Here is a 19,887-nt window from a genome sequence, read left to right as displayed (position 1 = left end):
CGCAGACAATCACATACAGAGGACTTACTCATGAGCAACGGCATCATCACCACCCAAGACGGCTCCAAAATCTTTTACAAAGACTGGGGCCCAAAAAACGCCCAACCGGTAGTGTTTCATCACGGCTGGCCGTTAAGCGCCGATGACTGGGATAACCAAATGTTGTTCTTCCTGGCACAAGGTTATCGCGTTATCGCCCACGACCGTCGCGGCCACGGACGTTCCGACCAAACCGCTAGCGGCAATGATATGACCACATACGCCGCTGACGTGGCAGAACTGGCCAAAGCGCTGGACCTGCGCAATGCCATCCATATCGGTCACTCTACCGGTGGCGGCGAAGTGGCGCGTTATGTGGCGCATGCCGAAAAAGGTCGCGTGGCGAAAGCAGTGTTGATGGGCGCCGTGCCACCAATCATGTTGCAAACCGCCGCCAATCCTGAAGGTTTGCCAAAAGAAGTGTTTGACGGTTTCCGCTCGGCGCTAACCGCTAACCGCGCGCAGTTCTTTATCGATGTGCCAGCGGGGCCGTTCTACGGCTTTAACCGTCCGGGTGCGAAAGTGAGCCAAGGCTTGATCGATAACTGGTGGCGTCAGGGCATGGCGGGCGGCGCTAAGGCGCAGTACGACTGTATCGGTGCGTTCTCGGAAACCGATTTTACCGAAGATTTAAAAGCGATCACCGTGCCAGTATTGGTGCTGCATGGGGAAGACGATCAGGTGGTGCCGATTAATGATTCGGCGCATAAGGCGATTAAGCTGCTGAAACAGGGCACGCTGAAAACCTACCCAGGCTTGTCGCACGGTATGTTCGCGACGCATCCTGAGCAGATTAATCCTGATTTGTTGGCGTTTGCGAAAGCGTAAATTACTGAGTTCACGAATCGTAGCGGCGCAATTATTTGCGCGATAAATCGCGCAGCTACGAAATATTCAATATTTTATTCGTTATTTTCCGTCATTTTGCGGTAAGCGGCGGGTGTAATGCCTGTCACCCGGCTGAACGCCCGCCGCATCACGTCAGCGCCGGAAAATCCGCACTGCAATGCCAGCGTTTTAGCGGGCAGCGATTTTTGTTCCAGCAGCTGTTTTGCTTTCGCCACGCGCTCGCGCTCCAGCCATTGTCCCGGCGTCATCCCCAATTCATTGCGGAACAATCGCGTCAGATGCCTTTCACTGATCGCCATATGTTCGGCCATCATCACCACGGTTTTAACTTCCGCCAGATGCGAAATCACCCAACGCTGTAACTCCTGCAACGCCGAACGGCCGCTCAACGACGCGCTGTCGCTGCGCATAAAATGCGTCTGATTGACCGGACGACGGAAAAACATCACCAAATGCGCGGCAATCTCAATCGCGACTTCACGCCCAAGATCCTCTTCCACCAGGCGCAGCGCCAGATCCAGCCCAGACGTGACCCCCGCGGCGGTACGCACTCGCCCATCTGCAACGCACAACGCATCGGCATCTACGGTGATCTCCGGATAGCGTGAAGCCAGCAAAGCGGCGCTTTCCCAGTGCGTGGTGACGCGTTTTCCGGCCAGCAATCCGGTGCGCGCCAGCAGCAACGCGCCGCTGCACACCGAGCCGAAACGCTGGCTGCGCTGGCATAAACCGCTCAGCGCATGCAGCAGGTTGTCATCGGCAGCAAAATTTTCTATGCCCGGCGCGCCGGCGATCAGAAAGGTGTGCGGCGCATAGTTCTGCGTTTCAGCCAGCTGCATATCGGCGCTCAGCCGCACGCCGGATGATGCGTGAATCTCACCGCCCTCAACCGCGATAATGCGTGGCGTGTAAATCTGGCGCTGCAGCAGACGGTTGGCTTCGGCAAACACATCCAGCGGGCCGGAAACGTCGAGTAACTGCACGCCCGGCACCGCCAGAATCGCTATTTCATGACGCATTCATTTCCTCATGTCGCAAAACATCACAATGTCTTTAATCGTCTGTATTGGGTGCTTTAAGACTTTTAGCCTGCGCTCTATGGTTGAAAAAGACAACCAACAGGAGAGAAAAAATGAGCGTGAACATTACCGGCATCCGCATCCCGGACAGCAAAATGGCCCGTGAAGCGACAGAGTTTGTGCGCGATACCGAATCAGAGTTGCTGTTTAACCACTCCAGCCGCGTCTTTTACTGGGGCGCGCTAGCGGGGCAGCAGCGTGGAGTTAACGTCGATCGCGAGCTGCTGTATATCGGCTGCATGTTCCATGACATCGGCCTGACGCACGAACACTGCAGCTGCGATAAGCGTTTTGAAGTAGATAGCGCCAATGCCGCGCGGGCATTTTTGCAGGGCTACGGCATCGCCAGCAGCGATATCGACAAAGTGTGGACCGCGATTGCACTGCACACCACGCCGGGAATCCCGGAGTTTATGGCACCAGAAATAGCGCTGGTTACCGTTGGCGTGGAGATGGACGTGCTGGGCATCGGTTATGAAAAGTTCGCGGAAGAGGAGATTGTCGCCGTGACGGCGAACTATCCGCGCCCGGCGGCGTTCAAGGAGGCGATCATTCAGGCCTTTTACGATGGCATCCGGCATAAACCGGATACCACCTTTGGCAATGTAAAAGGTGATGTGATTAAGGATAAAGAGCCGGATTTCTCACCGCTCAATTTCTGTCGCGTTATCCGTCAGTCTCGCTGGCCGGGCTGAGTGAGGTTTTCGCCCGGCTGTTCGCAGCCGGGAAACCCTGCTTAGCACGCAGCGCAATTCCCAACGCGACCAACAGCAATAGCAGAATCGCCCACGGAAAAGATTGGGAGCCGACATGTTCCAGCAACATTCCGCCGGTCAAACCGCCGAGGGCGATAGCGCTGTTCCAGGTGACGACATTCATGGAGAGCGCGACATCGGCATATTCGCCGGCGGCATCTGCCAGAGCCGTTTGCAGCAGCGTCGCGGCACCGCCGAAGGTGAGTCCCCAAACGGCTATGCCCGCATAGATCACGGCGGGTGTTGGCGTACTCAGACCAAAAATCACCGACACCGCAGCAAAGATGGAGAGTGACAGCAGCACCGCTTTGCGCAGATGCGTATCAATGATCTTACCGGTGATGAATATTCCCCCCAATGCCGCCATACCAAAGATCAGCAGCACCACATCCACGCGATGCGCCAGACCGGCTGAAGCAAGGAACGGTGCAATGTAGGTATAGAGAATGTTATGCGCCAGCATCCAGGTCAGCACCACACCCAGCACGGCACCTACGCCGGGGAGGCGTAACACTGCGCCGAGCGGCATTTTTTGCGTAGCAGATTGGCCGGGATAGTTCGGCACGGCCAGCAAAATCCAGCCGATAAGAATGAGAGAGAGACCCGACATGGCGGCAAATGTCAGACGCCATCCCAGCAACGAACCCATCCATGTGCCTGCCGGAACACCGAGTGAAAGAGCGATGGGCGTGCCCACCATGGCGAGCGCCAATGCGCGTCCCTGCAGCGATGGAACCACCATTCTTCGCGCATAGCTCGCAATCAGACTCCACGCCAAACCGGCTGACGCACCAGCAAAAAATCGCGCTATTAAGATGATGACAACGTCAGAAGAGACGGCGGTAAGAGTGTTAAATAGCAGAAATCCACACACTGTGCTCAGCAGCACAACCCGGCGCGACCAGCTTCGGGTCAGCAATGTGAGCGGAATCGCGGCCAGTAGCGAACCGGCTGCATAGGCGGTAACCCATTGACCGGCCAGCGAGGGGGAAATATTAAGCCCCTGACTGATTTGTGGCAGCAATCCGGCGGGTATGGTTTCAGTCAGGATGCAGATAAAACCTGCCATTGCGAGCGCCAAAAGCGCCAGGATTGGCAGCCGTTGGGCTTCTTCGTGCTTAAACGTTGAATTCATTATTTAGCCTGCTCTTGATTTGCAACAGCGCCGCGAAGCGCCATGGATATATGTATCGATCGGTATTTATATTGCGGAGGCAAGCTGTGCGTTGTCAATGAATTCTGTATCGATTAGTATAAATGGCGGAGGATGTGATGATGAGAACAGGCAGACCAAGACAATTTGACCGGGATGAAGCGGTGATCAAAGCGATGCACCTTTTCTGGCAAAACGGCTATGAATCAACCTCGCTGACGCAGCTCAAAGCCTCGATAGGCAAAGGCATCACCGCGCCAAGCTTCTACGCCGCGTTTGGATCGAAAGAGGCACTCTTTGCTGAAGCCGTGAACTGTTATTTGCAAACCCATGCTCAGGTCACGGAAGCTTTGTGGGATACCCGCGTGCCCGCTCGGCAGGCGCTGGAAACCGCGCTGCTCAACTCCGCCAGAATGCAGTACGATCCTGCGCATCCGCGTGGATGCATGGTTGCGCTAAGCGTGATGTCTTCCTGTTCTGAGGAAAATCGCCACGTGCTTAAACCGCTTGAAGCATCGCGCATGCGCACCCGTGAAGGGATAAAGCATTGCGTTGAAAGAGGGATTGGCAGCGGTGAGTTGCGGGATGAGGAGGAGACGCTTTCGCTGGCGGTCAGCTTCAACAGTTTTATGCTGGGGATCTCAACCCTGGCGCGCGATGACGTTCCTCTCCACGAGGTTGAGCGCGGAATCGCGCAGATGATGAGATTGTGGGATGCCTCGCGGGCAATCCCACAATCTTAAGGGCGTCACGGTTTACGCTGCAGCGTAATGCGGGTCAACTCTGAGGGGCGGCCCAAACGCACCGCCATGCCAGGCCAGAGCGCGGTACCATTGTTGACGTAGAGCTGCATGCCGTCGACCTGATACAAACCCGACACGAAGCCCGCGTTGGGTTTGGCAAACAGGCGATCAAAGCCAATAATTAGCCCGCCGTGCGTGTGGCCGGACAGCTGCAAATCGATTTTTTTCAGCGCATTTTGCCGGGCGTTGCGCGGCTGGTGGTCGAGCAAGATCACCGGAGCGTTTTCCGGCGCACCGGCCAGCGCTAGTTCCAAATCGGGGCCAACTGCGCCACGTCGTGCTGCTGACGTATCCGGCATGCCGGCGATCACCAGCTCGGCGTTATCGCGCTTAATCACCGTATGGCGATTGAGTAACGGCTCCAGACCTAGCGACGCCAGATGTGCGGTCCAGCGCTCCTGCTCAAAGAAATATTCGTGATTGCCGGTGATGGCGAAAACGCCATCGCGGGCGTGTAATCCGCGCAGCGGTTCGACGTCCGCACGACGGTTCTGCAGCGTGCCGTCAATCACATCGCCGGTGACCAGAATCAAGTCAACGTCCAGCGTCATGGCTTTTTGCACCAGCGCGCGCGTCCATTTCTCATTAAAAAGTTTGGTGATGTGCATGTCCGTTAACTGCAACAGTTGATAGCCTTCGAATTCGCGCGGAAGGTTGTCGATCTCAATGGTCACATCTTTGATGGGCGGAACGCGGATAGCCTGATAAACGCCAACCGTGGCAAGAATCAAGGCAAACGCCGCCGCCACATAACGCACCGCGGGCACGATTTCGAACGGATGGCGGAACAACAGTGAAACCAGCGCCACTATATCAATCACAAACTGCGTCAGCGCGAGGAATAAAACGGCGCTGAAACCCCAGTTGAACAGGATGACGATGGCGCGCGGCATTTCCGGCGAAAACATGCTGCCAGAGGTAAAACGGCTCACCAGCAGATATTGCGAAGCCAGCAACACCAGCAGAGAAAGGATGATTTTTAACAGCAAGGGCATGGCTAACGGGAACAAAAATCGGGCGATCACATACCAGCTGGGTATGCTGAAAATCAGATGGAACATCATTCACTTCCCTGGTCTAAGAGCGCTGATTTAGCGCAAAAATTTATCCGCAAAGAACATTACTGACCGCCCTGTTGATAAAACCGCATCATCGAGTGATGCCTTCAGCCAGCGTGGCCATCAGCAATGCCCGACGAGATTCGAGTTCACTAATTTGGCGTTCAATATCCGCCAGTCGCTTATATTGCACAGCCTGAGTTTCCGGGCAAAATGCTGCCCCTTCGATCATGCGCATACAATCCGGAAAAGAGCAGATTTCGGCAATGCTGAAACCGGTATTGATGAGCCGTTGAATCTGGCGCACCTGGGTTATCGCCTGTGGCGGGAAAAAACGGTATCCATTGCAGGCACGTGTTGAAGTTAGCAGATGATGGCGATCGTAATGACGAATGGCGCGCACGCTCACGCCTGTCTCTCTTGCCAGCTCTCCAATTGATAACTGCATAAGTGACTCCCCATAAAGCGGCTTGACTCTGACATAAGTGTCAGGGTTCAGGATAGCCGGGAATCATTCATTTAAGGAGATTTTTATGCTGTTACTTTTTAAACGCACACTGTTTAGCGTCGTTCTCATGCTCTTTTCTGCCACGCTGTTTGCCGCTGAGAAGCAATACACCATTACCGCGCCAGATGGCGTGAAGCTGGCAGTACAGGAATCAGGTAATCCTGATGGTTTACCTATTGTGTTTATTCATGGTTTGCTTGGCAGCCACTTAAACTGGGAAAAACAGATCAGTGATGCGCAGTTACAGCAACGCTATCGGCTGATTACATTCGATATGCGTGGTCACGGTTTATCCGACAAGCCTGAACAAGAATCAGCTTACCGCGATGGGAAACGCTGGGCCGACGATCTCCGTGCAGTAATTAATCAAAGCCATGCAAATAAGCCGTTATTAGTCGGATGGTCATTGGGCGGGGCGGTGATCACCAACTATCTGGCGGCCTATGGTGACGGTAATATCAGTGGCGCTATCTACGTCGACGGCGTGGTAGAGCTCAATCCCACGTTGATTCCGGCGCATGACGTATATGGCGCAATGACGGCAAGTGATTTGAAAACACATCTGGATGGCGAGCGGGCCTTTCTGCAGCTGTGTTTTTACCAGCAACCGGACCGCACCACCTTTGAACGCCTGCTGGCCAACGCCGCGCTGGCTGCGTGGCCCATGCAAAGAGCGGTGCCCACCATGACCATTGCATTAGAAAAAGGAGTAAAAAATGTGCGTGTGCCGCTGCTGTTCATCTACGGTGAGCATGATGCATTGGTGAACCCTGCTGCATCTCTCGCCAGAGTAAAGCGTATCAATTCGCGCATTCAGACACAGATGTTTGCCGATTCTGGCCATGCGCCATTTATCGAAGAACCTGCGCGTTTTAATCGAACACTGGCAACTTTTGCTTCAGCTTTATAAAGTCTCAGGGCCGCCATCTTCGGCGGCCCTTATCCCGCGTTCACCACGGAGGATGCATGCAACGCCAGCAGCTGTTCGACTACATCAATCAGCACTATCAGGTAGAACCCGATTATCCGTGGAAAAAGCACAGTGAGTATGCAGTGCTGCGTCATCCGCGGCACCGCAAATGGTTTGCGCTGGTGTTCCCGCTGGAGAGTCACAAACTCGGTTTACCGGATAGGCCGGTAATTGATGTGATGAACATCAAAGCGCGACCTGAACTGATTGGGTCGCTGCGCCAGTTGCCCGGCGTTTATCCGGCTTACCACATGAACAAAGAGCATTGGCTGAGCATCACGCTGGAGAACGGCTTGCCGGATAGCGAGATTCTGGCGCTGCTGGATGACAGCTTCAGTCTGACGTTTTAGCGCCCGAGCGGCGCGCAGGCATCATGCGCATTAACGTATTGTCTTTGAACAGATAATGGTGCGCCAGCGCGGCCACGGCATGAATGCCGATCAGCCAGTATCCGTAAGGCGCGAGGGTTTCATGCCAGTCCGCAATCATGTCGGCGAAATCCGGATCCGGATCGCCACTCACCGGCATCGGAATGCCAAAAATCCACCAGGTGCGGCCCATATAGAAGCGCGACAAAATGCCCAGCGTGGGTAAGACAATGAAAAACACATAGATCGCCAGATGCATCAGATGCGCCAGGCCGGTTTGCCAGTGCGGCGGCCTAGGCAAAATCGCCGGGCTGCGATGGCGAAAACGCAGCAGGATGCGTGACAGCATAATCACCAGCACACAACTTCCTGCGCTGAAGTGACCAATAATCATGGCAAAGCCTTGCCACGAACCGCGCGTCGCCAGTCCACGAAATTCCATGGTGCAATACGCAGTGACGACCAACAGGAAGGTCAACCAGTGAAGAAAAATCTGCGATGGGGCGTATTTATTGCTCATTTTTAATCCGTAAAAAGGCCTGGCGGGACGGTTACTTTAATGGAAAATGCGCTGAATGAATTCATTATTTGACACATCAGCAACAGCGTTTTTACCTTTCCGCTTCTGTTGCCACCAACAATTGACTCAGCAAGGTTTTCAGCTGCGCTTGCTGCGCTGCATCCAGCGTTTCCAGCAGGCTATTTTGCGTTTGCGTGTGTACCAGCAGGGCTTGCTCGATCTTCGCTAATCCTTCTTCAGTCAGCGCCACCAGCATGCTGCGCTTATCGTCGGGATCGGCAACGCGCACAATCGACCCCACATCTTCCAGCCGATTGAGGCGATTGGTCATCGCGCCCGATGTCACCAGCAATGACTTATACAGCTGGGTCGGCGACAAGCGATAGGGCGCACCCGCGCGCCGCAGCGTCGCCAGCACATCAAATTCGCCATCGCGAAATCCGAACGGTGCCAGCGCTTCAGCGCGCGTTTTCGCCAGATGTTTCATGATGCGCAGCATGCGACCAAATACCGCCATCGACGATGCATCCAGCTCCGGCATCGCGCTGGCCCACTGTTCAACTACAAAATCGACGTGATCGGTCAAATTGATTTCTCCTGATGCTGTTGTTGCCTGTTTGCACAATCCGTAGCGGCGCGATTCATCGCGCAATAAATTGCGCCGCTACGGATTGTGCGGTGATTAATATTCGCCATCTCATCCCCATTTGTTGCTTTGTGCGCATGGGCTGTTGCTGCTGCGAAAAGTATCTTAACGTTAAGGTACTTTTAATGAGCATGGAGATGCAAAGTGAATCGTACTTTACCTGCGGTTGGGATGTTTGCCTTACTGGTTTTTGTTATCGCACTGAATTTGCGGCCGATGATGGCGGCGATGGGACCGCTCTTTCCACTGCTGCAGCGCGACGCGCAGCTCAGCGCCACGCAGCTTAGCCTGCTGACCACGTTGCCGGTCATCATGATGGGATTGGCGGCGCTGGCCGGGCCGCTGCTGTTGCGCCGGCTTGGCGAAGTGCGCGGTATCGTTGCCGGATTGCTGTTGCTGGCGCTGGCGAGCGTCGCGCGTGGGTTCGACCAATCTGCCACAGCGTTGATTACCAGCGCGCTGGTGGCGGGTTGCGGTATCGGATTGATTCAGGCCTTAATGCCAGCGCAGATCAAACGTCACTTTGGTGCAAAAGCAGGCACGCTGATGGCGCTGTTCACCACCGGGATTATGGCGGGCGCAGCGATTGCTGCCGCCAGCGCCGCACCATTGGCGAAATCGCAAGGTTTAGCGTTAACGCTGGCAATTCCTGTTGTCCCCGCAATCATCGCGCTGTTGCTGTGGTTGACGTTTTCACGCGGCGTAACGCCAATGCAAAGCAGCCAGGCTCCACGCACTGCACGCTCACCGCGTGCCTGGTTGTTGATGATCTTCTTTGGCATTGGCACCGGCGCGTACACGTTGGTGCTGGCGTGGCTGCCGCCATTTTACATGCAGCACGGCTGGCAACCTGAACAAAGTGGCTATGTGCTGGGCGCGCTCACGCTGACGGAAGTTGCCGCGGGTTTTGTGCTGTCGGCGTTGATCCATCGCTTCCGCAATCGTCGCCGTCCGTTGCTGGTGGTGTTAACTTTGATTCTGCTGGGCTTGATCAGTCTGCTGTGGCTTGGCGGGGCGCAGGCGTGGCTGCCTACATTGCTGCTCGGATTAGGCATTGGCGCGCTGTTCCCGCTCTCGCTGATCGTCACGCTTGATCATGCGCACACGCCGGAAGAAGCGGGCGCATTGCTGTCCTTCGTGCAGGGCGGCGGTTATTTGCTGGCGGCGTTGATGCCGCTGGTCGCTGGCATCGTGCGTGACCGCGCCGCCTCGCTCGATAGTGCGTGGATAATCATGAGCGTGGGCATTGTGTTGCTGATGGTGATGGCGCTGCGGTTTAAAACGCAGCGATAAACGCACGGCACAGAATGTGATAAAACGTGGGACAATTTTTTCACGCAGGTTCGTCATTTATGACAGCCTGCAAACCAAGGAGCAACCATGTCGCCACAAGTGGGAATCGGCGTTTTAGTTTTCCGCGATGGAAAACTGTTATTAGGGCAACGCAAAGGCAGCCACGGCGCGGGCGACTGGTCTGCGCCGGGCGGGCATCTGGAGTTTGGCGAATCGCCGGAAGCCTGCGCGCGTCGCGAAGTGCTGGAAGAAACTGGCTTACAGCTTGGTAAACTGCAAAACGGCGCGTTCGTTAGCGATGTGTTTCCCGAGGTCAACAAGCACTACATTACGCTACTGATGGTGGCGCAGGACGCAATCGATGAACCACAACTGATGGAGCCTGAAAAGTGCCACGGCTGGCAATGGTTCGCACCAGAGAATCTGCCGCAACCGCTGTTTGCGCCGCTGCGCACATGGATAGCACGCGATGGATTGGCGGCGTTACAGGCGTTGGCAAAATCCACTTAGAGCACCAGCTTCATCACCGTAACATCTTCATCAGCAATCACGCGCTGCTCTACATCCTGCCAGCCGAAGCGGCGATAGAGCGCTTGTTGATCCGGCGTATACAGCCACAACGCGGTGATCCCACGCTGACGCGCTTCGGTAATTAAGCGCGTCACCAGGCCACTCGCCAACCCTTTTCCACGGTGTGCTGCGGCAGTAATGACTTCGCCGAGCCAAAACTCGCGCTCGGCGATATCGTGCAGTTCGTAATGGATAATGCTGGCGGTCGCCATCAATTCGCCATCGCTTGTGGTGGCCACCAGCGTCAGCGTTTTGGCCTCGGCGGCATTGCGCGCCTGTAATCGCTGCTCAATCACTGCCGCATCGCGCCAGTTGGGGAAATCTGACCATTCTTGATGCAGCATTTGCGTCACCGCATCCAAAAACTGTGGCTGTTGTGCCAGCAGGCTGATGTGCATTCCGATTCCTAAAAGGTGGCAGGCGAGAGTGACAACATAGCGATTAGTGATTGATATTGCCAAGTATACTGCGTTCGATAATAGCGCCGGGCATCATCTGCTGAATACCTTGCTCCAGCATATCGCCCGCATGTTGCAATGCTTCGAGTGGCATCGCCGGTAATCGCTCCAGCACAAACCACATCTGCGTTTGCTCAATACTGAGACGCGTGCGCACACCTTGTCGCCAGTTCCAGCGACGACAGGTTACGCCTGCGTCATCCCGCCACACCACTTCGCCAGGTTCGGGAAATTCATGGCTCAAGACGCCTTCTTTATAGACATCAAAGAGTTCGCTGCCATCGGCGCGCGTCAGCCGCGGGTTGCCCACGTAAGCGGCCACATTCTCACCACCAACCGGAATGGCGAAACGAATGCTCACCGCATTGTAGAGATCCACGATTGGATCGATGGCTGCCATTGATCCGTCGCGCTGCACGCGCTTGCGCAAGGCATCTGCCGAACAGGGCGTACGTTTCGGTTTGGCACCAAAATGTTTGAACATTTCCGTCCATTGCGTCAGATGTGCTTCAGCCCACGGAAAATCATCCTGCAGCATATCGCGACAAGCTTGTACGAGGGCTTCTTTACCAACTTGCGGACGCAACACTGGCGCAGCCTGAACTAAAATGCTGAGCGCGGTAAAGTCAGGCGCTAAGGCAGAAACGGAAGGATCGATTGACGGGCTTAAGGCGAACATAACATAATCCTGTAATGACTAATTTATTCCATGATAGTGACCGATGAAAACAAAAGTCAATAAATTGACCGAAGCAGGTTCTGATATCGACTATGTCAGCGCCGCCGTTTCAGCCAGCATCAAAAGTTTCCGCCAACAGCAAAAACTGTCGCTGGATGAGCTCTCGCGCCGCGCGGGCGTCAGTAAAGGCATGTTAGTTGAGATTGAAAAACGCAGCGCGAATCCCAGCATCGCCATTTTGTGCAAAGTGGCGGCAGCGCTAGGAATATCGGTGGCCGATATTGTGAATGTCACCGCCGATCCGCTGGCGCATCTGGTTGCTGAAGAGGACATTCCAATACTTTGGCAAGGGGACAAGGGCGGTACGGCGCGTTTGCTGGCGGGCACGCAAGGCCCGGATATGATCGAGCTATGGCGTTGGGAGATGTTCCCCGGCGAACAGTTCGCCTCGCCGGGCCATCCGCAGCGCACTTACGAACTGCTGCATGTCGAGCAAGGTGAACTTACGTTGACGGTTGATGAACAGCGGTTGCAGGTGCCGCGCGGCAGTTCAGCGGTGGCGAAAACCGCCGCACCGCACAGTTATGCGAACCTCGGCGAACTGCCGCTGGTTTTCACCATGGCAGTCGCCGAAATTCACGGTTAACCCACTTCGTTCGCCAGCGCCACCGCATCTTCGTCAGCTGGAATGCGCATCGGTCGCCGCACGCCACACCGCTTCCGCCACATCCAGCGCCTTGGTGGTGGGTTGTGGCTGCTGCATCGTGCTGAAAACGCCATCTAACAGCGGCTGATACGGCTCAAGCTGCGTGTTCTCCATGCGCGGCGAATCGCGCCTGACCACGCTTGTGCAGTTAGTGATGGATGAGTGCCGCGCACAGCGTCCGGCGCGTCATGTGGTACTGGAACGCTTGCTAGAGCTGCTGTTAATCGAAGCGCTGCGATCAATGCCGATCTGCAATGCGTGTCCGGGCGTGATGAGCGGTTAGCTGACGAACGGCTGGCGGCGGCAATCCGCGCCATCCATGCAAACCCTGCGCACAGCTGGACGGTGGCCGAACTGGCGAAAACCGCCGCGCTGTCACGTTCCTCTTTCTTTGTGCGTTTCCGCGAAGCGGTTGGCGTGGCGCCGATGGTCTACCTGCTGACGTGGCGCGTGGCGCTGGCGAAAAATCTGCTGCGCGGTAAAAGCATGGCGGTAGCCGAAGTGGCAGAGCGCGTTGGCTATCGCTCCGCCAGCGCCTTCAGCGTGGCATTCAGTCGCTATGTCGGCCAGCCGCCTGCGTGGTTCGCCGCCGAAGAGGATGTTTAGCGATACGGCTTCAAATTGCCGGTTAAAAGGGTAATTTTTTTCTTTGGACCGATCAAACCGATCGCCACCAACTCAATCTGATCGCTGTGCGCGTCAGCAATACGATCGCCATACTCTTCGTACGTTTTGCAGGATTGCGCTAGCGGCGCGTAGATGACGCCGGGATAATCAACGCCATCCTGGATTTGCTGATTCGGCCCCACCAAATTTCCTGGTAATTCGCCAAAACTAATGCCGATAATGCTGGCAGCGTTCATTGCCAATCCGGCGGGCAGTTGCTGATCAATCAAGATGGTGCAGCGATGGGTGTTTGCGTCGAAATCCATGTTGAGTATTTCACCTTGAGTGGGAATGCAAAAGTAAGCGATCGCTGGAGTATAAATTCCGCACATTTTGTAGCGGCGCGATTTATCGCGCAGTTGGAGATGCAGAGTATGTTTGTACTGCAGGAATTAAAGGGATTAGCGGCCTGGCCTTTGGCTGAATAAAAGATTCGAATAAATCACAATGAATTCATGAGAGTTTTATTAAATCCCATATAGTTTACTTGATGTTTCAATATCATCATCTTTACGACTATTAGATCCGGGTAATTATAAAATCACCCTGGCTTAATTCCTAAATCCTTTCTCCCACCTCACAAATCCTTAACTCAAACTGGACGCTTGCCAGCTAAAGCGTAGATACTCATTTCACCCGATTTCAAACATTAAAAAGCTGAAACAAAATAATTCGATTAGTTAAACAAACCTAAAGCGTAGCGGTAATAATCCGTGCGCGTATTGTCTTTTCTCTGTTGAGGAAAACATTGTGTTTAAATTAAATCCGGTGTTACTAAGCCTTATGGCTGCGCAAGGCGTGATGTTCCCTGTGTTGCCGACAACGGCAGCGATATTAAAGCCTTATACGCCTGAAATTAATGACAATAAGGTTGGTGCTTACTGTTTATGTAATGGCAGCACGCAAACGCTGAGCGGATTGCCGCAGTTCGTGCCGGGTGAAAACGGTACGGGCAGCGTAACGATTGGTGAGTTGCGCAATATTGGGCGAATTATCAATGACAACGTGATTGGCGCGGCGCGGCTGCAAATCGGTGCGCAGAATTACGCTATTGGCATCCCCAATTACGAAGAAAATACCTACACCACCTATCAGGTATTTAATACTGCAGAACTGGTCGATTTACCTGCAGTAGGTCTGGATACCGTGGTGCCAGATTATTTTGATGTAAACGACAAACAATATATCAACGCGCGTGTCGCTTCCGTCAGTAATGGCACGCTGAATATCGATATTGGCAAGCATAACGCGGCGTCGACTTCCTCCAGTAATAGCTGGTCGATGGCGGCGAAGCAAAGCCAGTTATTTACCGCCAGCAAAAAAGGCAATTTGAACTGGAATTCCAATAACCGTATCGCCTTCATCGCCGGCACCACGCCGTACGGTGGCGATCGCCTGGCTTACGATGTCGGCAACGTGGTGCAATACGCGGGTGTATTCACCGTCAATACACTGGATGGCGGCACTAACACGTTCAACGTCACTAATCTCAATGAACTGCGCAATTACAACGACTGGCTGATCGATCAGCTCTCCAACGCCAACCTCAGCACCGAAAGTTACAACACAGAATTCAATAAGGCCTACGCGCTGCGCGAAGGACGCGTGGTGTATCGCATGAGCACCAACAACTTCGATGATGAAGTGGCGCTACCGATATTCGATCAGGTGGTGCTTAGCGCCGATGGTCCGAAGGCAACAGTGAAAATCAATCGCGGCAAAACGCTGGAAGTGGTGAACAGCAACAGCGCGGTGATGCGTGCCAGCAACGGGGCTAAGGCGATAGTCGATGGCAAACTCGCCAGCACCGGTTCTGGCCTCGAGTTGCTTAGCGGCGCGCGCGGCTTCAACAACGGCGTTATTAACGCCGGTTTTCTTAATAACGCCAATGGCAAAGGCGTCGATAGCAGCACGGTTGGCGCGGGCGGCAGCGCGGTCGACGTCAGTTATGAAAGTCGGTTTATCAATCGTGGCGTGATCAACCTGCAACCCGGCGCGGGCTTCAGTACCGGCATCAATGCCTACAACAGCAAAGTGGTTAACCACGGCAACATCAACGTTGGCGTAAGCGATGTCAGCAGCGGCGGCACGGCGGCGGGCGTATTGCTGAGCAGCGATGGCAAAGGCGGTTTCGTTAACGCCAAAGACGGCACCATCTACATCGGGCGCACGCCGCAAAATCGCAAAAATGATCCCACCGACGATGTCGCCGTCAATCTGGATGGCGGCGCCAGCGGCATCTATCAATTCCTTGATTCAAAAGCCGTGAATAATGGCCACATCGTGATTGGATCCAAAGTGCAAAACGCGGCAGGGATGAAGGTGGAACTCGCGCCTCACGCGGTCACGCTGAACAATGGCGTCATCGACGTTAACGGCAAGGCGCAAGTTCAACCCGCCGAGAACGTTGGCATGTTGGTGCTGGATTCCGGCAGCCTTGGCAAGGTTGGCAATATCGGCACCATCAATGTCAACGGCTACAACAGCACTGGCCTAAAAGTCATCGCGCGCGATGGCAATGACTCCGTGGCATTTTCCAGCGGCGCGATCAACGTGCCTGGCGATGGCGATCGTTTTATTAACTCCTTTAACACGGCGGTATGGGTGAACGGCGATCCCGGCGGCACAGCTTACGCGAAACTGACCGGACCGATCCGGCTCGGCGGAAACTCGAATATTGGTATTCGTGCCGAAGGGCTTGCGGTGGTTGATGTCAGCGCTAATGCGGTGCCGCTATCCGTGCCTGATCCCAACGTGTATACCGCACGGCATATCAGTTTTTACACCCTTGGCCCCAACGCCAGAATCAACTTGCCCGCCAACGGCAGCTACAGCGCAACCGTGCCGTACGGCAATATTTTCCGTGTTGCAGATGGGGCAGATTTTGACGGCACCGGCCGCACGCTTTCCATGAACAACTCGTTCTCCACGGGCGTGTACGGCAGCGGTGAGTTCACCGACGTCAACACCAATGGCGCGACCTTCAACGTTGCCGGCAATTACGCGCGTGCTATTGAGATCAGTGATGGCGCGCACGCCACCATTGATGCGGCGACCCGCATCAGGCTGCTCAGCAACGGCGCGACCGGCGCGGTGGCGGATGGCAATAAATTCACCCTGACAGGCGACCCGATCAATCCGCAAACCCAGTTCAATCCCGATACGCTGCTGGTCAACCATGCGGCGCTCAGCGGCGTTGCTGATAATCAACAGGCGCTGGTTGTCATGAATCACGCCCAGTTGATCAATACCGGCGACATTACCTTAGGCGGTCAGAGCACCAACGGTATTTATGCGCAGAATGGTGCCTTTGCCTTCAACCGTGGCGATGTCACCGTGACGCGCAGCAGCACCGGTCTGTATGCGTATGGCAATCCCGAATACACCGATGGCGTAACGCCGACTGAAGTTATCAATATCGGCTTGCTCAATGTGTATAACGTGGATGCCGAGAGTTTCTCACCCAGCAGAGGATTGATCTCCTATCATGAGCTGGCGCGCTTCTATCAAAACGGCACCATCAATTTGTTTGGCTCAAACGCGCTGGCGGGCGCGGTGTTTGCCGGTGGACTACTTGATTTAGGTGATGGCAATCGCGTGGTGTTCCACGACAGGAACCAATACGGTTTTCGCGCAGCGGATCCCGGCACGCGTTTGATCAGCCACGGCGGCAGCGTTGATGTCAGCACTGAAAACTCAAGGCTATACGAGATTGTCAACGGCGCGTGGCTGTATGCCGAAACGCCAGGCAATGTAACGCTCAGCGGGGAAAACAGCACTGGCATGGAGGTGAGCGGATACGACGCGATGGTTTCCCGCACCGACAATTACACCGTGACCGGCAAAAATGCCACCGTGATGCGCGTCAGCGGCAGCGCCGAGGGCGTGATCACCAGCGGCATTGCCCTGAATGGCGAAAACGGCACCGCGGCGGTGGTCGGCGGCGATGAGTCGGAAATCTACGCCGCCTCGCGAATCACCGGTAACGGCAGCAATAGCACCGCTTTTGATGTGAGCGGTGGCGCACGGTTGTTTAATCAGTATCAAGGCGTCGTCGATCTCACCGGACCAAACAGCACCGGCGCGCGCGTGCATGACGGCGGTAACTTCATTAACCGTGGCAGCATGCGTATCGCGTCGGGCATCGGCGTGGATGTCAGCAGCGGCTACGGCCAATACGTACCGGTGGACAGTTCCCTGCGCGTTGATGACGGTACCGCAGCGTTACGCGTTGGCAACGGCGGCTGGCTGAAAATCTACGGCGACGGGCAGGGCGCGAGCAATATTTATGCGATGGGCAAAGCCGATGGCTTGTTGCTGGATCATGGCGCGCAGGGCTTTGAAGCCAACGACATCATGCTCGGCGCTTATGGCAGCGGCAGCGTAATCAACAACCGCGCGGAAACCAGCAATATCTCGCTGGATAACGTGATGCTCGATGTGAGCGGCGGCAACGGCGTGCGTTCGGCGACCTCGTTTGATCCCAATGGTCGCGCGTTGATCAACGTCAGCGGTGGTGCTACCGGTTATCGCTTCGAAAATGCCGATGGCTCAACCACCAGCAACGATCTGGTGATCGGCAAGGATTACGCCATTCTGGTTTCCGGCCAGGGTACCGGCGTTCGCGCTAACACCAGCGGCAAAGTGATTTCGCAGGGCTCAATTGGAATTCGCGATTTCAACGGCGGTTCGGCGATCGTCACCAGCACCGCCAGCCAGGTGATCAATCAGGGTTCGATTGCCTCACTCAGCCGCGTCTCTCCGCTGATCGATTTGCGCGGTGGCGATACGGTATTTATCAACCAGGGCACCATCTCCGCGCCGTTCCCGGATCAGGTCGTCGTAGCCGGAGGCGCAGGCAATGATGTGATCGCGCTGCTCGATGGTGCGGTGGTCGGCGATGTGAATACCGGCAGCGGCAACGATGAACTGGTGGTGACTGGCGGCACGCTGAACGGCAGCCTGACGATGGGCAATGGTGCGGCGAATCAGGCGACGGTGCAGAGAGTCAGCCTGGCCGATACCCGTCACATCACCACCGAAAACGGCGCTGGCAGCACGCTCAATCTCAGCGAGCTTACGGCGCGCGGCGGCTCGTTTACCCGCGATGATGTCAGCAAAGGCACCAACCTCGGCGCGGGCTGGAGTACGCTCAACTTCTTCGCCACCCAATGGACGCTAACCGACAACATCAAACTCGCGCACAGCACCATCTATATCGACGCCGGCAGTACGCTGTTTGCCGGTGATAACGTCAATCCGCTGCTGCAAGGCGCGACCGATGATTCGCTGGTGGTAAATAACGCCGGTACGCTGGATCTCACTAACGGCGGCAACGCGGCGGCGAATGTTTTAACCATTGATGGCCAACTGGCATCGGCGGGCGGCAGCCTGAAACTCAACTCTACCGCCACGCAGAGCGACAACCTGCGCGTAAACGGCAATGTGTCGGGCACCACCTTGATCGACGATACGCTGATCGGCGGACCGCAGCTGGATAGCAATCGCGATGGCGTGATTGCCGCCAGCGAAGGTGTGTCGCTGGCGCAGGTAACCGGCAGCGCCAGCGCAACCAGTTTTGCGCTCAAGAGCGGCTATGTGGCGTCCGGGCCGTGGCAATATGGTTTAGCCAGCTTCGCGCCGGGCAGTTCAACATCCGGTGCGTGGGATTATCGACTCGCTAACACCTTTGTCTGTAAAGACGGTTCGCTGTGCCAGCCACAAGCGGGCAGCAATCAGCGTGCCGTGCGGCTGGCTGTTACGCCGCAGGTGCCGTCCTACATCTCCGCGCCGGTGGGTTTGGCGTATTACTCGCTGGCGGTGACCGACGATCTGCATAAACGTCTCGGCGAACTGCGTCAGCAGCAAACCGCGTCCGATGCCGTGGGCGGCGAGATGTTTATCCGCTATCTCGGCTCCAACCTGAAATATCAAAGCAATCGCGGTTTGGCCGATTACGGCTACGACTTCGACCTGGATTACAGCGCGGTACAGCTGGGCGGCAACGTACTGCGCGCCGACGGCCCACAAGACAGCTTGCGCGGCGGCGTGGCCTACACGCGTGGTAACACGCGCATTCGTCCTCACGCATACGACGGTTACAGCTCCACCAGTTTCGACAGCGACAGCATTTCGCTGTACGGCACCTGGCTGCGCGACAGCGGATTCTACCTCGATGGCTCGCTGAGTTGGGGTTGGTATCGCGGTGAAACCGACATCGCCCGGCAGAAAGAGGTGGCAACGCCGAAAGGCAAAGGCTGGACGGCGTCGGTGGAATCGGGCTATCCGTTCACCTTCGCCAACGGCGTGCGCCTTGAACCGCAGGCGCAAATCACCTGGCTGCAGATGAAGATGGACAGCTTCACCGATCAGGATCGCACGCGCGTGTCGTACAACGATTACGATCAAACCATCGGACGACTCGGCGCGCGCCTCGATCGCACCTGGCTGGATACCAGCCAGAACGCCTATACGCCGTACGTTCGCGCCAACTACTACAAAGGCTGGGGCGGCACCGCGAAAACCAAAATCGGTGCGGCGGATACTGAAGGCAGTCAAATCTTCGAAAGTGGCAAGTTTGGGCAGATGTGGGACGTTGGTTTAGGCGGCAGCGCCACGCTGAATAACGACGTTGCGCTGTATGCCGAAGCCGATTACCGCAAAGAGATCGACGGCAACGGCGCCAAAGGCTGGCGCTATAACGCGGGCGTGAGGTGGTCGTTTTAAAATTCAGCCTGTCCATCGCGCATGCTGAACTCTTCAGCATG

The 19,887-nt window shown here is 55.6% G+C and carries 21 protein-coding genes; 11 read left to right on the top strand and 10 right to left on the bottom strand.

Features of this window, described 5'->3' with window-relative positions:
- Positions 1-30 precede the first annotated feature (30 nt).
- On the top strand, positions 31-867 hold the full coding sequence (locus Q3H59_RS23850; RefSeq protein ID WP_309837673.1) for an alpha/beta hydrolase: 837 nt from the start codon (positions 31-33) through the stop codon (positions 865-867).
- 74 nt (positions 868-941) lie between these two features.
- Here Q3H59_RS23850 and Q3H59_RS23845 read toward each other — a convergent pair whose 3' ends face one another.
- The gene (locus tag Q3H59_RS23845) at positions 942-1,907 is read right to left on the bottom strand and encodes a GlxA family transcriptional regulator (RefSeq protein WP_101761415.1); all 966 of its coding nucleotides are present in this window, start codon (positions 1,905-1,907) and stop codon (positions 942-944) included.
- 113 nt (positions 1,908-2,020) lie between these two features.
- On the opposite strand from Q3H59_RS23845, the gene Q3H59_RS23840 reads away from it, so the two are divergent.
- Positions 2,021-2,662 (top strand): HD domain-containing protein, encoded by a 642-nt coding sequence (locus Q3H59_RS23840; protein ID WP_277975312.1) that lies wholly within the window; start codon positions 2,021-2,023, stop codon positions 2,660-2,662.
- Here the strand turns inward: Q3H59_RS23840 and Q3H59_RS23835 are convergent.
- Positions 2,634-3,857 (bottom strand): MFS transporter, encoded by a 1,224-nt coding sequence (locus tag Q3H59_RS23835; protein ID WP_280173077.1) that lies wholly within the window; start codon positions 3,855-3,857, stop codon positions 2,634-2,636. The two genes, Q3H59_RS23840 and Q3H59_RS23835, sit on opposite strands and share 29 nt — an antisense overlap.
- Positions 3,858-3,994: 137 nt before the next feature.
- Between Q3H59_RS23835 and Q3H59_RS23830 the strand changes: the two genes are divergently transcribed.
- Positions 3,995-4,618, top strand: a complete 624-nt coding sequence (locus tag Q3H59_RS23830) for a TetR/AcrR family transcriptional regulator (RefSeq protein ID WP_280173311.1) — start codon at positions 3,995-3,997, stop codon at positions 4,616-4,618.
- Positions 4,619-4,623: 5 nt separating this feature from the next.
- Here the strand turns inward: Q3H59_RS23830 and Q3H59_RS23825 are convergent, their stop codons facing one another.
- Complete coding sequence (locus Q3H59_RS23825; protein ID WP_280173312.1) at positions 4,624-5,739, bottom strand: metallophosphoesterase; 1,116 nt, start codon at positions 5,737-5,739, stop codon at positions 4,624-4,626.
- Between the two features lie 88 nt (positions 5,740-5,827).
- On the bottom strand, positions 5,828-6,184 hold the full coding sequence (locus Q3H59_RS23820) for a MerR family transcriptional regulator (protein WP_110866970.1): 357 nt from the start codon (positions 6,182-6,184) through the stop codon (positions 5,828-5,830).
- Positions 6,185-6,269: 85 nt separating this feature from the next.
- Here Q3H59_RS23820 and Q3H59_RS23815 point away from each other — a divergent pair, with 85 nt between their 5' ends.
- Both Q3H59_RS23815 and Q3H59_RS23810 read left to right on the top strand, forming a co-directional pair.
- Complete coding sequence (locus Q3H59_RS23815; protein ID WP_309837669.1) at positions 6,270-7,154, top strand: alpha/beta hydrolase; 885 nt, start codon at positions 6,270-6,272, stop codon at positions 7,152-7,154.
- Between the two features lie 56 nt (positions 7,155-7,210).
- Entirely contained in the window at positions 7,211-7,564 is a 354-nt protein-coding gene (locus Q3H59_RS23810; RefSeq protein ID WP_280173080.1) for an MmcQ/YjbR family DNA-binding protein, read from the top strand.
- Here the strand turns inward: Q3H59_RS23810 and cybB are convergent.
- Positions 7,548-8,102: a cytochrome b561 gene (gene cybB / locus Q3H59_RS23805; protein ID WP_280173081.1), complete on the bottom strand. Its 555-nt coding sequence runs from the start codon at positions 8,100-8,102 to the stop codon at positions 7,548-7,550. The genes Q3H59_RS23810 and cybB overlap by 17 nt on opposite strands.
- 91 nt (positions 8,103-8,193) lie before the next feature.
- Positions 8,194-8,688, bottom strand: a complete 495-nt coding sequence (locus tag Q3H59_RS23800) for a MarR family winged helix-turn-helix transcriptional regulator (RefSeq protein WP_217548100.1) — start codon at positions 8,686-8,688, stop codon at positions 8,194-8,196.
- Positions 8,689-8,892: 204 nt separating this feature from the next.
- Between Q3H59_RS23800 and Q3H59_RS23795 the strand changes: the two genes are divergently transcribed.
- Positions 8,893-10,041 (top strand): MFS transporter, encoded by a 1,149-nt coding sequence (locus Q3H59_RS23795; protein WP_309837666.1) that lies wholly within the window; start codon positions 8,893-8,895, stop codon positions 10,039-10,041.
- 87 nt (positions 10,042-10,128) lie between these two features.
- Positions 10,129-10,551, top strand: coding sequence for an NUDIX hydrolase (locus Q3H59_RS23790; protein ID WP_277975318.1), 423 nt, complete (start codon positions 10,129-10,131; stop codon positions 10,549-10,551).
- On the opposite strand, the gene Q3H59_RS23785 is transcribed toward Q3H59_RS23790, so the two are convergent.
- Both Q3H59_RS23785 and Q3H59_RS23780 read right to left on the bottom strand, forming a co-directional pair.
- On the bottom strand, positions 10,548-11,009 hold the full coding sequence (locus tag Q3H59_RS23785; protein WP_309837664.1) for a GNAT family N-acetyltransferase: 462 nt from the start codon (positions 11,007-11,009) through the stop codon (positions 10,548-10,550). The genes Q3H59_RS23790 and Q3H59_RS23785 overlap by 4 nt on opposite strands.
- A 43-nt stretch (positions 11,010-11,052) precedes the next feature.
- Entirely contained in the window at positions 11,053-11,748 is a 696-nt protein-coding gene (locus tag Q3H59_RS23780) for a B3/4 domain-containing protein (RefSeq protein ID WP_309837662.1), read from the bottom strand.
- 43 nt (positions 11,749-11,791) lie between these two features.
- On the opposite strand from Q3H59_RS23780, the gene Q3H59_RS23775 reads away from it, so the two are divergent.
- Positions 11,792-12,394, top strand: a complete 603-nt coding sequence (locus Q3H59_RS23775) for a helix-turn-helix domain-containing protein (RefSeq protein WP_277975321.1) — start codon at positions 11,792-11,794, stop codon at positions 12,392-12,394.
- Positions 12,395-12,427: 33 nt separating this feature from the next.
- Here Q3H59_RS23775 and Q3H59_RS23770 read toward each other — a convergent pair whose 3' ends face one another.
- Positions 12,428-12,568 carry a hypothetical protein gene (locus Q3H59_RS23770; protein WP_225608253.1) on the bottom strand — a complete coding sequence of 47 codons (141 nt, stop codon included), beginning with the start codon at positions 12,566-12,568 and terminating at the stop codon, positions 12,428-12,430.
- On the opposite strand from Q3H59_RS23770, the gene Q3H59_RS23765 reads away from it, so the two are divergent.
- Positions 12,567-12,737, top strand: a complete 171-nt coding sequence (locus Q3H59_RS23765; protein WP_225608252.1) for a cupin domain-containing protein — start codon at positions 12,567-12,569, stop codon at positions 12,735-12,737. The genes Q3H59_RS23770 and Q3H59_RS23765 overlap by 2 nt on opposite strands.
- Positions 12,713-13,060 (top strand): AraC family transcriptional regulator, encoded by a 348-nt coding sequence (locus Q3H59_RS23760; RefSeq protein ID WP_309837658.1) that lies wholly within the window; start codon positions 12,713-12,715, stop codon positions 13,058-13,060. Before Q3H59_RS23765 ends, Q3H59_RS23760 begins: the two co-directional genes overlap by 25 nt.
- On the opposite strand, the gene Q3H59_RS23755 is transcribed toward Q3H59_RS23760, so the two are convergent.
- Positions 13,057-13,386 carry a DUF2000 domain-containing protein gene (locus tag Q3H59_RS23755; RefSeq protein ID WP_277975322.1) on the bottom strand — a complete coding sequence of 110 codons (330 nt, stop codon included), beginning with the start codon at positions 13,384-13,386 and terminating at the stop codon, positions 13,057-13,059. The genes Q3H59_RS23760 and Q3H59_RS23755 overlap by 4 nt on opposite strands.
- Before the next feature lie 484 nt (positions 13,387-13,870).
- Here Q3H59_RS23755 and Q3H59_RS23750 point away from each other — a divergent pair, with 484 nt between their 5' ends.
- Positions 13,871-19,846 carry an autotransporter outer membrane beta-barrel domain-containing protein gene (locus Q3H59_RS23750; protein ID WP_309837655.1) on the top strand — a complete coding sequence of 1,992 codons (5,976 nt, stop codon included), beginning with the start codon at positions 13,871-13,873 and terminating at the stop codon, positions 19,844-19,846.
- Positions 19,847-19,887 lie beyond the last annotated feature (41 nt).

The sequence above is a fragment of the Pantoea sp. SORGH_AS_0659 genome (assembly GCF_031453915.1).
Lineage (GTDB): Bacteria > Pseudomonadota > Gammaproteobacteria > Enterobacterales > Enterobacteriaceae > Pantoea > Pantoea leporis.
Note: the sequence above shows the minus strand (reverse complement) of the source record. Positions and strands in the feature narration are given on the sequence as shown.

Excerpts from the sequence above, each read along its gene's own strand:
- Q3H59_RS23810 (WP_280173080.1), top strand. The coding sequence starts at position 7,211 with ATGCAACGCCAGCAGCTGTTCGACTACATCAATCAGCACTATCAGGTA.
- Q3H59_RS23765 (WP_225608252.1), top strand. The coding sequence starts at position 12,567 with ATGCGCGGCGAATCGCGCCTGACCACGCTTGTGCAGTTAGTGATGGAT.
- Q3H59_RS23815 (WP_309837669.1), top strand. The coding sequence starts at position 6,270 with ATGCTGTTACTTTTTAAACGCACACTGTTTAGCGTCGTTCTCATGCTC.
- Q3H59_RS23790 (WP_277975318.1), top strand. The coding sequence starts at position 10,129 with ATGTCGCCACAAGTGGGAATCGGCGTTTTAGTTTTCCGCGATGGAAAA.
- Q3H59_RS23785 (WP_309837664.1), bottom strand. The coding sequence starts at position 11,009 with ATGCACATCAGCCTGCTGGCACAACAGCCACAGTTTTTGGATGCGGTG.
- Q3H59_RS23840 (WP_277975312.1), top strand. The coding sequence starts at position 2,021 with ATGAGCGTGAACATTACCGGCATCCGCATCCCGGACAGCAAAATGGCC.
- Q3H59_RS23820 (WP_110866970.1), bottom strand. The coding sequence starts at position 6,184 with ATGCAGTTATCAATTGGAGAGCTGGCAAGAGAGACAGGCGTGAGCGTG.
- cybB (WP_280173081.1), bottom strand. The coding sequence starts at position 8,102 with ATGAGCAATAAATACGCCCCATCGCAGATTTTTCTTCACTGGTTGACC.
- Q3H59_RS23780 (WP_309837662.1), bottom strand. The coding sequence starts at position 11,748 with ATGTTCGCCTTAAGCCCGTCAATCGATCCTTCCGTTTCTGCCTTAGCG.
- Q3H59_RS23850 (WP_309837673.1), top strand. The coding sequence starts at position 31 with ATGAGCAACGGCATCATCACCACCCAAGACGGCTCCAAAATCTTTTAC.
- Q3H59_RS23770 (WP_225608253.1), bottom strand. The coding sequence starts at position 12,568 with ATGGAGAACACGCAGCTTGAGCCGTATCAGCCGCTGTTAGATGGCGTT.
- Q3H59_RS23845 (WP_101761415.1), bottom strand. The coding sequence starts at position 1,907 with ATGCGTCATGAAATAGCGATTCTGGCGGTGCCGGGCGTGCAGTTACTC.
- Q3H59_RS23835 (WP_280173077.1), bottom strand. The coding sequence starts at position 3,857 with ATGAATTCAACGTTTAAGCACGAAGAAGCCCAACGGCTGCCAATCCTG.
- Q3H59_RS23825 (WP_280173312.1), bottom strand. The coding sequence starts at position 5,739 with ATGTTCCATCTGATTTTCAGCATACCCAGCTGGTATGTGATCGCCCGA.
- Q3H59_RS23830 (WP_280173311.1), top strand. The coding sequence starts at position 3,995 with ATGATGAGAACAGGCAGACCAAGACAATTTGACCGGGATGAAGCGGTG.
- Q3H59_RS23755 (WP_277975322.1), bottom strand. The coding sequence starts at position 13,386 with ATGGATTTCGACGCAAACACCCATCGCTGCACCATCTTGATTGATCAG.
- Q3H59_RS23775 (WP_277975321.1), top strand. The coding sequence starts at position 11,792 with ATGAAAACAAAAGTCAATAAATTGACCGAAGCAGGTTCTGATATCGAC.